This is a genomic window from Nocardioides sp. NPDC058538 (assembly GCF_042719275.1).
GTDB lineage: Bacteria > Actinomycetota > Actinomycetes > Propionibacteriales > Nocardioidaceae > Nocardioides.
Genome location: NZ_JBHXNY010000001.1, coordinates 337473 through 350955 on the forward strand (window position 1 = coordinate 337473; position 13483 = coordinate 350955).

The following is a 13483-nucleotide window of genomic DNA, read 5'->3' on the forward strand; positions in this document are numbered from 1 at the left end:
CTGCACCTATTCTCACTTTTCATAGAAAGGTGAGAGCAACGCGTACGCAGCGGCCCGCGCGCGAGGAATGACTCTCCAGGAATGAATGGGCGGTCGTGAGGCTTGCTAACCAATGTGCCCACCTCGACCAGACCCACGCGCAGCTCGGTAGGACTTCGTAGCGAACGCGGGCCGATCCTGCTCGCCGTGATGGTGTCGCTCAGTCTGGTCGCGATCGACATGACGATCCTGGCGACGGCGGTGCCGAGCGTGGTGAAGGACCTCGGCGGCTTCGAGCAGTTCCCGTGGCTCTTCTCGATCTACGTGCTCGCCACCGCGGTGACCACGCCGCTCTACGCCAAGGTCGCCGACCGGCTCGGGCGCAAGCCGGTGATGATCGCCGGGATCGTGGCGTTCCTGGTCGGGTCGCTGCTGTGCGGTCTGGCGTGGTCGCTGACCGCGCTGATCGTCTTCCGGGCGATCCAGGGGATCGGCGCCGGGGCGATCCAGCCGATGGCGATGACGATCGTCTCCGACATCTACACGCTGGAGGAGCGCGCGGTAGCCACGTCGTACGTCGCCTCGGTCTGGGCCACCGCCGCCATCGTCGGACCGACGCTCGGCGGCCTCTTCGCCGACTACCTCGACTGGCGGCTGATCTTCCTGATCAACCTGCCGCTCGGCGCGGTCGCGCTGTGGCTGCTGCGGCACTTCCGTGAGGACCGCCGGCCGGCCGACGATCAGGCGATCGACTGGACTGGTGCGGGACTGCTGACGGTCGGCGGGATCGCGCTGCTGCTCGGCCTGCTCGAGGGCGGGCATGCCTGGGCGTGGGCGTCGTGGCCGTCCTTCCTGATCTTCGCGGTCGGCATCGCGGCCCTGGTCGCCTTCGGGTTCGTCGAGCGCCGTGCAGCCGACCCGGTGCTGCCTCCGTGGGTCCTCAGCCACCGCGTCCTCGCGCCGGCCAACGCCGCCAGCCTGATCGTCGGCGTGGTGATGCTCGGGCTGACGACGTACGTCCCGCTCTATGCCCAGAGCGTGCTCGGTCACTCGGCGCTGGTGGCCGGGTTCGCGCTCGCCGGGATGAGCATCGGCTGGCCGATCGCCGCCGCCACGGCCGGCCGGATCTACCTCTCGAAGGGGTTCCGGACCGCGGTCGCGCTCGGCTCGCTGCTGGTCATCGCCGGCGGGCTGGTGCTGATCACGGTCGGCGAGAACTCGTCGATCTGGCACCTGGCGATCCCGTGCTTCGTGCTCGGCCTCGGCTTCGGCTGGTCGGTCAACCCGGGCGTCGTCGCCGCCGGGTCGGCGGTCGACTGGGAGGTGCGCGGGGTGGCGACCGGGTCCAACATGTTTGCCCGCTCCGTCGGCTCGGCGCTGGGCGTCGCGCTCTTCGGGGCGGTCGCGAACGGGCTGGTCAGGCGTGAGTACGCCGGGGGAGAGGTGCCCCCGCTCGAGGCCCTGCCTGCCGATGTCCTCGCGCCGGCGCTGCACGTCGTCTTCGTCGTCGGCCTGGTCGTCTCGATTCCGCTGCTGGTCGTGGCCTGGCGTACGCCGGTCCGGATCACCAGATGACTCTGCCCATTTTGGCTCTGCCATTTTGAAACGGTGGTTACCACCGAGTAACCACTCGGCGTAGACTCCGACGCATGCTGAAGCGCGACCACTATGAGGAAGACCACGAGGACTTCCGAGCCTCCGTCCAGCAGTGGCTGGAGCGTTCGGTCAAGCCCCACACCGACAAGCACATCGCCGACAAGGCGCTGCCCCGCGAGTTCTGGCTCGAAGCCGGTGAGAACGGCTTCCTCGGTCTCGCGATCCCGGAGGAGTACGGCGGCGCCGGTGCCGACGACTTCCGCTTCAACGCGGTCCTCGCCGAGGAGCTCGCCAAGATCGGCGCGGCCTACCCGACCTGCGTCGGCATCCACTCCGACATCACCGCCCCCTACCTGGTCCGCCTCGGCACCGAGGAGCAGAAGCAGCGCTGGCTCCCGGGCGTGGCCTCCGGTGAGATCCTGCTCGCCATCGGCATGACCGAGCCGTCCGGCGGCTCCGACCTGGCCGCGCTGAAGACCACCGCGGTCCGCGACGGCGACGAGTGGGTCATCAACGGCTCCAAGACCTTCATCACCAACGGCTACTCCTGCGACCTGGTCATCACCGCGGTCCGCACCGACCCGGAGAAGGGCGCCAAGGGCATCACCCTCTTCGCGATCGAGGCGAACAAGGAGGGCTTCTCGCGTGGACGCAAGCTCGACAAGGTCGGCATGGAGGAGTCCGACACCGCCGAGCTCTTCTTCGAGAACGTACGCGTCACCGACGCCGAGGTCATCGGCGAGCTCAACCGCGGCTTCATCCACATGATGGAGGAGCTCCCGCAGGAGCGCGTCTCGTGCGCGGTCGCCAACGTCGCGCAGGCCAAGCAGATCCTGCTCGAGACCGTGCAGTACGCCAAGGACCGCAAGGCCTTCGGCCAGTCCATCGGCGCCTTCCAGCACAACAAGTTCCTGCTCGCCGAGCTGGTCACCCAGATCGAGGTCGCCGAGGCTTACGTCGACAAGTGCGTCGCCGCCCACGCCCGTGGTGAGCTCACCCCGGTCGAGGCGTCCAAGGCCAAGTGGTGGTCCTCGCAGGCGCAGTCCGAGGTGCTCGACCACTGCGTCCAGATCCACGGCGGCTACGGCTTCATGAACGAGTACCGCGTCGCTCGCGCCTGGCGCGACGCCCGCGTCACCAAGATCTGGGCCGGCTCCAACGAGATCATGAAGGAGCTCATCGGCCGCGACCTCGGCTTCTGAGCTTCAACCATTTCGTACGCGCCGAGGGCGGTCCCGAGAAGGGGCCGCCCTCGGCGTTCATACCCAGAATCGCGGCTGCACTCACTAGGCTGTGCCGGTGATCACCGGTGAGCTGAAGAGCAAGATCGATCGAGTCTGGGACGCCTTCTGGTCAGGCGGCATCTCCAACCCGCTGGAGGTGATCGAGCAGATCACCTACCTGCTCTTCCTGCGCCGTCTGGACGACCTACAGACGCTCGCCGAAAACAAGGCCCGGAGGGTTGGCGGCGGCGCGATCGAGGACCCCAAGTTTCTCCCGGGCCAGGAGCACCTCCGCTGGAGCAGGTTCAAGAACGAGGAGCCGGGCGTCATGTACCAGACCGTCTCCACCCAGGTCTTCCCGTTCCTGCAGAAGTACGGCGAGCAGGTCGGCGGCGACGACACGACCTACTCCGACCACATGAAGGACGCCCGGTTCACCATCCCCACCCCGGCGCTGCTCTCCAAGGTCGTCGACATGCTCGATACCATCCCGATGGACAACCGGGACACCAGCGGCGACCTCTACGAGTACATGCTCGGCAAGATCGCCTCGGCCGGCCAGAACGGTCAGTTCCGTACGCCGCGCCACATTATCCAGCTGATGGTCGATATGACCGCGCCGCAGCCGGACGACGAGATCTGTGACCCGGCCTGCGGCACCGCCGGCTTCCTCGTCGCGGCCAGCGAATACGTACGTAGCACCCATCCGTCCACGCTCACCGATGCCAAGCAGCGCGAGCACTTCCACCGCTCGATGTTCCACGGCTACGACTTCGACAACGTGATGCTCCGCATCGGCTCGATGAACATGCTCCTCCACGGCATCGAGGCCCCCGACATCCGCTATCGCGACTCTCTGTCGACCGGGGCCGAAGGCGACGCCGAGAAATACACGCTCATCCTGGCCAACCCGCCTTTCGCCGGCTCGCTCGACTACGAGGAGACGAGCAAGGACCTCCAGCGCGTGGTCAAGACGAAGAAGACCGAGCTGCTGTTCCTCGCCCTCTTCCTCAAGCTGTTGAAGCCCGGCGGCCGCGCCGCCGTCATCGTCCCCGACGGCGTCCTCTTCGGCTCTTCCAAGGCCCACAAGGACCTCCGCAAGACGTTGGTCGAGGACCAGAAGCTGGACGCCGTCGTGAAGCTCCCCAGCGGCGTCTTCAAGCCCTACGCCGGGGTCTCCACCGCCATCCTCTTCTTCACCAAGACCAACTCCGGCGGCACGGATTCGGTGTGGTTCTACGACGTACGCGCCGACGGCTTCTCCCTCGACGACAAGCGCAACGAGATCAAGGACAACGACCTCCCCGACCTGCGCACCCGGTGGTCGAGCCTATCGAGACCACAGAATGACGAACAGTCCCGTGCGAGGACCGAACAGTCCTTCCTCGTCCCCAAGTCCGACCTCGTCGCCCAGGGCTACGACCTCTCCCTGAACCGCTACAAGGAGATCGAGCACGAGGAGATCGACCACCGCGCCCCGCTCGATATCATCGCCGACATCGAGGCTCTCGACGAGGAGATCGCCAAGGGGATCGCGGACCTGAAGGGCATGCTCTCGTGAAGACCACACTCTCTGAGGTCTGCACGATCACGATGGGGCAAGCGCCAGTTGGGGATTCGTACAATGACCGGGGAGAAGGCCTTCCACTTATCGCGGGCGCGGGTGACTTCGATGGCTTGCGGATCTCTCCCAAGAAGTTCACGACGGCGCCCGGGAAGATCTCGGCTGCCGGTGACATCGTCCTGAGCATCCGCGCGTCGATCGGCGCAAAGGTGTGGGCGGACGGCGAGTACTGCCTTGGCCGAGGTGTCGCTGGCCTCCGTCCGAAGACTGAGCTCGACTCTAACTACCTCTGGCACTGGCTTGCCCATGCTGAGCCGACTCTTGCGGCAAAAGGCCGCGGTGCGACCTTTCTCCAAGTGAACCGACGGGACATCGGGGAATTGGACCTGGAACTACCATCCGTCCATGAACAACGTCGAATTGCCATGATCCTCGACCAAGCCGACGCGATCCGCATCAAGCGCCGCCAGATCCTCACCCACCTCGACACCCTCACCCAGTCGATCTTTCACGACATGTTCGGCAAAGCAGGAGCCGAATCGGCGCCACTCGCTGACATTGCTGAGATCTGGGACTGCCCGCACTCCACCCCGAAGTGGTCGGAGGACGGTGAGATCTGCTTGCGGACTCCCAACCTGATCCGTGGCGGATGGAACTGGGATGACACTCGCTATGTAGACGAGGTGCAGTTTGCCAAGCGTTCGAAGGGCGGTGGAGCCGAGCCTGGGGATATCATCCTCAGCAGAGAGGGGACCGTTGGCATCGCGGCAGTTGTCGAGTCGGGAATGCGCGTATGCATGGGGCAAAGATTGGTGCAAGTCCGGCCGGATCTAGGTGTGGTCCATCCGGAATACCTACTGGAGTTTCTGCTGACGGCGCTGGACCCAGCGCGCATCGCCCATGTCATGGTTGGATCGACCGCGCAGCATCTCAATGTGAAAGACCTTCGAGCGCTGGCGGTGCCCGTCGCTTCACTTGAGTCGCAACGTCACTTCGCCACGCAGAAGTCGGCAGTGGACCGGCGACGAAGCGCTGTGCAACGTGCTCTAGTAGCCGACGACGAACTCTTCGCCTCCCTACAGTTTCACGCGTTCAAAGGAGAGTTGTAATGGCCTATCCCATGCCGTCGTGGAGCGAGTGCATGAAACCAGTGCTACGCGTGCTCGACGATGGCATCGTCCGAAGGCGTAGGGATGTGTTCGAGTTGGCCGCGGATGAACTTGCGCTGACCCCAGAACAGCGTGCCGACCAGTTCGCGAGCGGCGAACTGCGCTACATGAACCGGATCGGGTGGGCGATTTCGTACCTCGACCGCGTGGGTGCGCTCGAGCGCCCATCCCGCGGTCAGTACCGGGTCACGGATCTCGGAACATCCCTCCTCGCGAAGCATCCCGCCGGGTTGACCGAGAAGGATCTCCGCCCGCTTGCCCGCGATGGTGACGAGTGGTGGGTGACGAAAGGCTCCGCCAGTAGCGCTGAACCGACTTCCGAGGCGATCGAGACCGAGCTTGGCCCAGAGGAGCAGGTAGCGCAGGGCGTTGCAACGATCGAGAAGGACGTGTCGGCACATTTGCTTGAACGTCTGCACGCCAACGCCCCCGCGTTCTTCGAGCAGGCAGTCCTGGACCTGATCGTGGCGATGGGCTACGGCGGCGCCGACGGCACTGCGACGCGTACCCAGCTCTCCAACGACAACGGCATCGACGGCATCGTCGACCAGGATGCCCTGGGCCTGAGCCGCGTCTACATCCAGGCCAAACGCTACGCACTCGACGCGAGCGTCGGCCGCCCCGACATCCAGGGCTTCGTCGGTGCCCTTCATGGAGCCCAGGCCAACCAGGGCGTCTTCATCACGACGGGTCGCTTCAGCGTCGGCGCGAAGGCGTACGCCGACTCTGTCGCCACTCGTGTCGTTCTCATTGACGGCGCCCGCCTCGCCCGCCTGATGATCCGCTACGGCGTCGGGGTCCAGGTCAAGCGCACCGTCCACATCGTCGAGATCGACGAAGACTTCTTCGAATAGCGCCCAAGTTCACCAATTCTCGGGCTTCCGCTGAATTGGCTCCACAGCATCCGGTTCCTTCCCACACTGGTCTGCGTGAGCAGGTACGAGCGGCGAGGCCACTGGCGACGAAGCCCCAACGGTGGTCAACACTGGGTTTCGTCACACACTGTTACACGCGGGACGAGGGCTAGTTGGAGCAGGCCGCCCGCATCTACGCACGTTTCAATACGCCGAACTCCGGCATTTCGGCCAGCGCCTTTGACGCCACCAGCAGTGCCGCCGCCCGTTCTGTGGTGGCGGGTACCACGCCAGCCGAACTCGAAGTGCCCACTTTGTGGGGCTCCGGTCTGGTTCATCCGAAACCGGCGTGGTGGGTGCGCCTACTTCGATGCTCTTGGGCCGCCTTGGCCGCTGCACCCCTGTATGGCAATCTCGGTCGCCTGGCCAGCCGGCCAGGCTGCTATGCACGACGCGATGGAGGCGTATAACCGGGCCTCCCGGCGAGCCGCCGCTCGTGCCGCAAACGCGGAACGCTTCGCGCGCCTCGTGCACAGACCGTACGCGAATTCGATGACCGACCGCTACGGCAGCTCCTGACGGCCGGCGGCGACCGGCGCTTGTTGAGTTCGAAATGGCGATCGCGATCTCGGCGCTGTTCGCCTGGTTCGTGTCGTTACCCGTGTCTGATTGGGCGCACAGCCAGGTTGAGGGCCGAATCCCCGACTGGACGTTCCACTGGTTCGTCACCTTGCCGACGGTGCTGCTCTTGCCAGGCCTGCTGTTGTGGGTTGTGAAGTCAAAGCCCAGCTCATCGACCTCCGGGCGGGCAGCGGCTGAAGTTGTCGCGGTGTGCCTCGCGGCGCCGGTGTTGCTCGTCGGGGCCATCGTGGCAAACCTGATCACCCTGGGCGCCGGCCTGCCGATGTTGGCTGCGCTACTTCTAACCAAGCGACCGGCGTCCGTTCAGGATGTGCAATCAACCTCTGTGGCCGGCCCTACCTCTTAGGCGCGATCGGTGTCCGGCGGCGTGACACACTATGGCGATGCTGACTGCTGTCCTCGACGACGCGCGCACCCTGTGGGACTTCCACCAGATCCGCGACGAGGGGCGGATGACAGATGTCGGCATCGGATTGGGAAGCCACGACATCGGTGTTGCGGAGCACACGGCCAAGCTGTTTCACCAGGGGCGGTTCAAATTGATCGTCTTCACGGGTGCGAACGCGCCCACGACGGTGAAGGACTTCCCCCGCGGCGAGGCGGTGGAGTTCGCCGAACGTGCAGAGGAGCTTGATGTTCCTCGCCAGGCAATCTTGGTCGAACCGCGTGCAACAAACACAGGCCAGAACCTCGAGTTCACCCGGGCGTTGCTAGAGGATCGCGGCATCCCGGTCACGAGTGCGACCCTGATCAGCCGGCCCTATCAGCAGCGCCGTGCGTACGCCACAGCACAGCAGGTCTGGCCGGAGATCGAGATCGTCTGCTCGGCGCGGTCGTTGGACTTCGCCGACTACGTGGCCACGATCGGCGACGAGGCGCGCGTGATCAACATGCTGGTCGGAGACACTCAGCGGTTGTGGGCGTATGCGGATAGGGGATTCGCGGCCCCGCAGGAGGTCGACGCGGGCACGATGGCGGCATACGAGCGACTCGTTGCGGCGGGATACACGACCCGTCTGTTGAACGAGTCCGCTTGGAGACGCGGCCTCAACCAGGAGTGGGTCGACCGCGAGTGGATCGGTGGGATGCTCACCGGTTCGACCCGCTGCCGCCCTAGACCTTGATGGATTCGGTACGGCCGTTCAGGCGGCTACCTGGTTGTCGATCTGGTGCTGAATGAGGAGCGTGCTGACATCGAAATGATCGGCTGCACGCCGGATTGCCTCATCGGAAAGGTCGCCGTCTAGGACCTGTTCGATCCCTTCGGCCGGAGCCAGTAGTTCGGCCGCGAAGGCGCGCTCTGCTCGGTCGGTATAGCGCGAGGCGCGAGTGATGAGAGACCGGCCGTGAACGGGCGAAAGGCTCTGCCGGGCGACGGCGCGAGCGGACGCGAAGCGCGCCGACCTCGGGTGCGTTCCGGCTCCGACGACCACCGCGATTTTCGAATCCTCGGAGGACATCAGTCCGTCGACGTTGCTGGGCGCGATTGAACTGGAATGGTGCACAGGCAGCAACGTGCTGATCGGCGCTCGATCACGAGGTGCGACGTCCAAGAGAAGCCGGAGTTTACGCGCTCGGTCATAGCCGATCTTCCAGGCGGCCATCCCTGCTGACGATGGATAATCGAGCGGCCCCAGCGATGGCAGATGGACTGGTCGAGGTACGAGACTCGTGGTCGCCTCCACCAGCCAAGTGACCGCCTCGTTGACTTGGTTTATCGGAACTGCACGAGACAGATCGGCGAGTAGTGCAGCATCGATCGCTGTCCCGGCACTCAGGAGGACTTGCTCGACCTCGGCTGATGTGTCGTACGGGTCCTGACCCCAGGCTGCGGCGACCAGGCAGTATTCGATTTCCTCGCGATCGGCTTCCTGAATGGCTCTCCACTCGTCTTGGAGCAACGTGCCGCTGATGCCTTCGTCATCAAGTCGGCGGACGGTCTCGTCGATGAAGTGTGCTACCTCGATGAGGACTGAGTCGGCATTCAGAACTGTCTCTGTCTGGGTGAGGAAGCGTACGTGCTCTGGAGTTTTGTTCCGCTGGCGAAGTTTTGCCCACATGAGGCCTCGATCGCTACGGAGGGTCAGGTCTGGCCAGGGGAATCCGCCACCGGCCCCAGTCAGGCGCACTCCTTCGTCGCGGGCCAGGTGAGAGGGTGCACTGATTCGCCACCAATTGATGGCCAGCCACTCAGCGAGCGGATAGGTCGGCACGTCCAGGCGTCGGCGAATACCACCCGAACCGTCCCGTCGTTCGACCAGCGTCGCTGGCGTGTGATCGACGTCGATGCCTAGGCGCGACCATGTAGCGGCTAACTCGGGGATGCGGACCTCTGGAGCCGGCTCCCACTCCCAATGGAATCGAAGGGTCATCTTGTCTCATTCCGCTTGCGGAGGTCGTCTTCTCGGGCACGAAGGGCTGGGGCTACCTCATCACGCGCCAGCGGATAGCCCTTGTAGGTGCCTTGGCCGGCATTGACGAGGCGTCCCTCAAACCAAGTGTCTCGCTTGAAGACCCACACGTACCTTGGGTATCCGTCCGCTCCGGGGTCTTCGCTCACCAAGCCCAAGGTGATGGCCTCGGAAAGCCACCGTGTGATCTCGCTGGCATCCTTCAGATCTGTCGGGCATCGGCTGGCATCGGACCTCAGTTTCGGAGGCCCAGCGAACGAAGGCATGGACTTGTGCTCGGGTGACCCGACGTAGGAGACCTCTGTAGCGCATCGTTCGAGGTGTTGCGACGGCACGTCAACGGCGGGCTTCCGCGGAAGTGGGCGCTTACGCTTCGGTGCCTTCACCTGTCCATCGTATAGCGCAGGCGTCAAGCAAGATCCAGAAGCACACTCGATCAAGATCCGATCGCGGGGCTGCGCCACTTTCTCCATCAGGGGCAAACGCTGCTGTTGCGCTGCGGCTGTCGGTGGTCTCGGGCAGTATGAAGGGACGACCTGACATGGGAGCTGAATGAGCAACTTCGCCTTCATCAAGGCCGAATGGCCGGCGATCCATGCCGACTGCGCACGCGCGGAGTCCTATCTCTCGGCCGACCCCAGGTCCGCATGCTTCTACAGCCGACGGGCGGCGGAGGTGCTGGTGGCGCACCTTTATGACGTCATGGCACTGTCGTTGCCGTATCAGGACGACCTGTCCGCGCGAGTCAATGACGCCAGCTTCAAGGCGAAGGTCGGCGTCGGGATCTCCCAGAAGCTGAACCTGATCCGCAAGATCGGTAACACGGCGGTTCATGACACCAAGCCGATCCGTCCTGACGTGGCGCTGGCGGTGCTCCGCGAACTGCACCACGTCGTGGTCTGGGCTGCATTCCGATACTCGAAGAATCCGTCAGCCGTGCCGACCCAGTCGCTGTTCGACCCCGCGTTGGCGACTAAGGCGAGCCCGCTCTCTCACGCCGACGTCGTGAAGCTTGCCGCGAAATTCAAGGCACAGGACGAGGCATACACGAAGACGCTGGCCGAGAAGGACGAGCTCGCGGCTGCGAAGGACGCCGAGCTCGAGAACCTGCGGAAGCAGTTGGCCGAGGCCCAAGCAGCCAACGCGAAGCAGGACGACCACGACTACTCCGAGGCCGAGACCCGCGACCTCTTCATCGACGTGCTGCTTCGGGAAGCCGGATGGCTGCTGTCGGACGCGCGGGACCGCGAGTACGAAGTCACCGGCATGCCGAACGCAGAGGGCAAGGGCTTCGTCGACTACGTGCTGTGGGGTGCGGACGGGCTTCCGCTCGCGGTGGTCGAAGCGAAGCGGACCACCAAGAGCGTCCAAGTGGGACAGAACCAAGCCGAGCTGTATGCCACCTGCCTCGAAGCCAGGTTCGGACGTCGGCCGGTCATCTTCTACACCAACGGCTACGAGCACTGGATCTGGGACGACGCGGCCGGCTACCCGCCCCGCGAAGTCCAGGGTTTCTGCACGCGTGACGAGCTGGAGCTGATGGTCCAGCGGCGCCAGACGCGTCTTCCCCTTGGGCCGGCTGAGGTCAACAGCGATATCGCCGGGCGGCCTTACCAAGCCAAGGCCATCAAAGCCATCGACGCAGCCTTCGACAGCCTGCAGCGCGAAGCCCTGCTGGTGATGGCCACGGGGGCAGGCAAGACGCGCACCGTCATCGCGCTTTCCGATCAAATGATGAAGGCCAACTGGGTCAAGCGTGTGCTCTTCCTGGCCGACCGGACGGCGTTGGTCAACCAGGCGGTGAACGCCTTCAAGACGCATCTGCCGTCAGCCACCACCATCAACCTGGTGACCGAGAAGGCGACAGACGGACGGGTCTACGCCTCCACCTACCCGACGATGATGAACCTGATCAATGAGGTCGACGACGCTGGCCGCCGGTTCGGGCCTGGTTACTTCGACCTGATCGTGATCGACGAAGCCCACCGATCCGTCTACGCGAAGTACGGCGCCATCTTCGACTACTTCGACGCCATGCTTGTCGGGCTCACTGCCACGCCGAAGAACGAGGTCGACCACAACACGTACCGGCTCTTTCACCTCGAGGACGGTGTGCCGACGGACGCGTACGAGATCAGTGACGCCGTCAAGGATGGGTTCCTGGTCCCGCCGAAGTCGATCTCTCTCGGCACGAAGTTCCTGAGGCAGGGGATCAAGTACGACGACCTGACCGAGGAGGAGAAGGACGAGTGGGACACCCTCGACTGGGGTGAGGACGGGCCGCCTGACGAGATCGGCGCGGAAGAGCTCAACAAGTTCCTCTTCAACGAGGACACCGTGGACAAGGTCCTTTCCGCGGTCATGACCCGGGGCTACAAGGTCGACAGCGGCGACCGGCTTGGAAAGACGATCGTCTTCGCGAAGAACCAGGCACACGCCGAGTTCATCCAGGCTCGGTTCGACATCGGTTGGCCGGAGCATGCTGGGCATTTCGCACGAATCATCACGCACGGGACGCCCTATGCACAGAAGCTCATCGACGACTTCGGCCAGACCGGCAAGGCGCCGCACATAGCGATCAGTGTCGACATGCTCGACACCGGAATCGACGTGCCGGATGTGGTGAACCTGGTCTTCTTCAAGACGATCCACTCGAAGACGAAGTTCTGGCAGATGATCGGTCGAGGCACTCGACTCCGCCCTGACCTCTTCGGGCCAGGGGAGGACAAGAAGGATTTCTATGTCTTCGACTTCTGCGGCAACCTGGAGTACTTCAGCGAGGACCTCCCCGGAGTCGAAGGTTCGAACCAGAAGTCGCTCACCGAGCGGATCTTTGAAGCCCGACTGGGGCTAGTCGCTGGCTTGGACGCGGCAGATTCTGAGCCAGGCTTGCGGGCCGAGACTGCGAAGTTGCTCCACGAGTTCGTCGCCGGGATGACGCTCGACAATGTCCTGGTGCGCCCGCACCGCAGGGCGGTCGAGCACTTTGCGGAGTCGAAGGCGTGGGGCAAGCTGACGAAGGAGGACGCAGGGATCGCTCTCGGATTGGCCGGCCTGCCTTCGGATACCTCGGTCAAGGACGCCGACGTCGATGCGAAGCGGTTCGATCTGCTGATCCTGCGACGTCAGCTCGCTCAGCTCGAAGGCGACCTCGTGATGGCCGAGAAGTGTCGAGAGACCGCTCAGGCGATTGCCGATGCGCTGCTGACGAAGAAGACGATCCCATCCGTCGCCGAACAGGCAGAGCTGTTGGATTCGGTTGCTGGCGACGAGTGGTGGGTCGACGTCACCTTGCCGATGCTCGAGCTCGCCCGGCTGCGGATCCGGGGACTGGTGCGCTTCGTCGACAAGGCCAAGCGACAGCCCGTCTACACCGACTTCGAGGACCAGTTCGGCGAAGCGACCGAGATCGTGCTGCCAGTCGTCACGCCGGGGACCAACTTCGAACGCTTTCGCGCCAAGGCCGCTGCGTACCTCAGGGAACATGAGGACCACGTCGCACTTCAGCGGCTCCGACGCAACAAGCAGCTGACGTCCGAGGATCTCGAATCGCTCGAGGAGATGCTGCTGGCATCTGGCGCGGGTCAGCGGGTCGACATTCAGTGGGTGGCCGAGGAGTCGAACGGTCTCGGGCTCTTCATTCGGTCACTCGTCGGCCTCGACCGCGCCGCGGCCACCGAGGCCTTCGGGGGTTACCTCGATGGTTCGAAGTTCACAGTCGATCAGATCCGCTTCATCGAGCTGATCATCGACGAGCTCACGGCCAATGGGGTGATGGAGCCGGGGAGGCTCTTCGAGCCGCCTTACACCGATCATGCGCCCACGGGGCCGGACGTCTTCTTCCCGGACGTTCAGGTGGACGACATCGTCGGCATCCTTCGTGCGGTGAAGAGCCATGCTTCGCCGACGGAAGTCGCATAGCACCCGTCCCGAGCGGCTGGACCGCCGCCTGCGTCGGCGGCTTCGTCGCGAGCACGGGCATCCCGATCGTCGTGCTCGGCCCCTGCTCCGTCGCCGGGCAGGCCCACCGACCGGACGAGAGTGT

At 64.4% G+C, this 13483-nt stretch carries 9 protein-coding genes; 8 read left to right on the forward strand and 1 reads right to left on the reverse strand.

Annotation, left to right across the window (positions count from 1 at the left end; all coding sequences use genetic code 11):
* Positions 1 to 189: 189 nt before the first annotated feature.
* From ACFWQC_RS01630 to ACFWQC_RS01660, 7 genes are all read left to right on the forward strand, one after another.
* Complete coding sequence (locus ACFWQC_RS01630; protein WP_378672100.1) at positions 190 to 1554, forward strand: MDR family MFS transporter; 1365 nt, start codon at positions 190 to 192, stop codon at positions 1552 to 1554.
* A gap of 74 nt (positions 1555 to 1628) precedes the next feature.
* Positions 1629 to 2777, forward strand: a complete 1149-nt coding sequence (locus ACFWQC_RS01635) for an acyl-CoA dehydrogenase family protein (protein ID WP_378672103.1) — start codon at positions 1629 to 1631, stop codon at positions 2775 to 2777.
* A 97-nt stretch (positions 2778 to 2874) separates the two neighbouring features.
* Positions 2875 to 4359: an N-6 DNA methylase gene (locus ACFWQC_RS01640; protein WP_378672105.1), complete on the forward strand. Its 1485-nt coding sequence runs from the start codon at positions 2875 to 2877 to the stop codon at positions 4357 to 4359.
* Complete coding sequence (locus ACFWQC_RS01645; protein ID WP_378672107.1) at positions 4356 to 5471, forward strand: restriction endonuclease subunit S; 1116 nt, start codon at positions 4356 to 4358, stop codon at positions 5469 to 5471. Before ACFWQC_RS01640 ends, ACFWQC_RS01645 begins: the two co-directional genes overlap by 4 nt.
* Positions 5471 to 6385 carry a restriction endonuclease gene (locus tag ACFWQC_RS01650; RefSeq protein ID WP_378672110.1) on the forward strand — a complete coding sequence of 305 codons (915 nt, stop codon included), beginning with the start codon at positions 5471 to 5473 and terminating at the stop codon, positions 6383 to 6385. Before ACFWQC_RS01645 ends, ACFWQC_RS01650 begins: the two co-directional genes overlap by 1 nt.
* A gap of 613 nt (positions 6386 to 6998) precedes the next feature.
* Positions 6999 to 7373 carry a hypothetical protein gene (locus tag ACFWQC_RS01655; RefSeq protein ID WP_378672112.1) on the forward strand — a complete coding sequence of 125 codons (375 nt, stop codon included), beginning with the start codon at positions 6999 to 7001 and terminating at the stop codon, positions 7371 to 7373.
* Between the two features lie 37 nt (positions 7374 to 7410).
* Positions 7411 to 8151: a YdcF family protein gene (locus ACFWQC_RS01660; RefSeq protein ID WP_378672114.1), complete on the forward strand. Its 741-nt coding sequence runs from the start codon at positions 7411 to 7413 to the stop codon at positions 8149 to 8151.
* A gap of 18 nt (positions 8152 to 8169) precedes the next feature.
* Here the strand turns inward: ACFWQC_RS01660 and ACFWQC_RS01665 are convergent, their stop codons facing one another.
* Positions 8170 to 9399: a hypothetical protein gene (locus ACFWQC_RS01665; protein WP_378672116.1), complete on the reverse strand. Its 1230-nt coding sequence runs from the start codon at positions 9397 to 9399 to the stop codon at positions 8170 to 8172.
* A 591-nt stretch (positions 9400 to 9990) separates the two neighbouring features.
* On the opposite strand from ACFWQC_RS01665, the gene ACFWQC_RS01670 reads away from it, so the two are divergent.
* Entirely contained in the window at positions 9991 to 13359 is a 3369-nt protein-coding gene (locus ACFWQC_RS01670; RefSeq protein WP_378672119.1) for a DEAD/DEAH box helicase family protein, read from the forward strand.
* Positions 13360 to 13483: the final 124 nt, after the last annotated feature.

What these genes read in the sequence shown, in the direction of transcription:
- ACFWQC_RS01655 (WP_378672112.1), top strand. Translation starts at nt 6,999, where the DNA reads ATGGCGATCGCGATCTCGGCGCTGTTCGCCTGGTTCGTGTCGTTACCC.
- ACFWQC_RS01650 (WP_378672110.1), top strand. Translation starts at nt 5,471, where the DNA reads ATGGCCTATCCCATGCCGTCGTGGAGCGAGTGCATGAAACCAGTGCTA.
- ACFWQC_RS01635 (WP_378672103.1), top strand. Translation starts at nt 1,629, where the DNA reads ATGCTGAAGCGCGACCACTATGAGGAAGACCACGAGGACTTCCGAGCC.
- ACFWQC_RS01630 (WP_378672100.1), top strand. Translation starts at nt 190, where the DNA reads ATGGTGTCGCTCAGTCTGGTCGCGATCGACATGACGATCCTGGCGACG.
- ACFWQC_RS01665 (WP_378672116.1), bottom strand. Translation starts at nt 9,399, where the DNA reads ATGACCCTTCGATTCCATTGGGAGTGGGAGCCGGCTCCAGAGGTCCGC.
- ACFWQC_RS01660 (WP_378672114.1), top strand. Translation starts at nt 7,411, where the DNA reads ATGCTGACTGCTGTCCTCGACGACGCGCGCACCCTGTGGGACTTCCAC.
- ACFWQC_RS01670 (WP_378672119.1), top strand. Translation starts at nt 9,991, where the DNA reads ATGAGCAACTTCGCCTTCATCAAGGCCGAATGGCCGGCGATCCATGCC.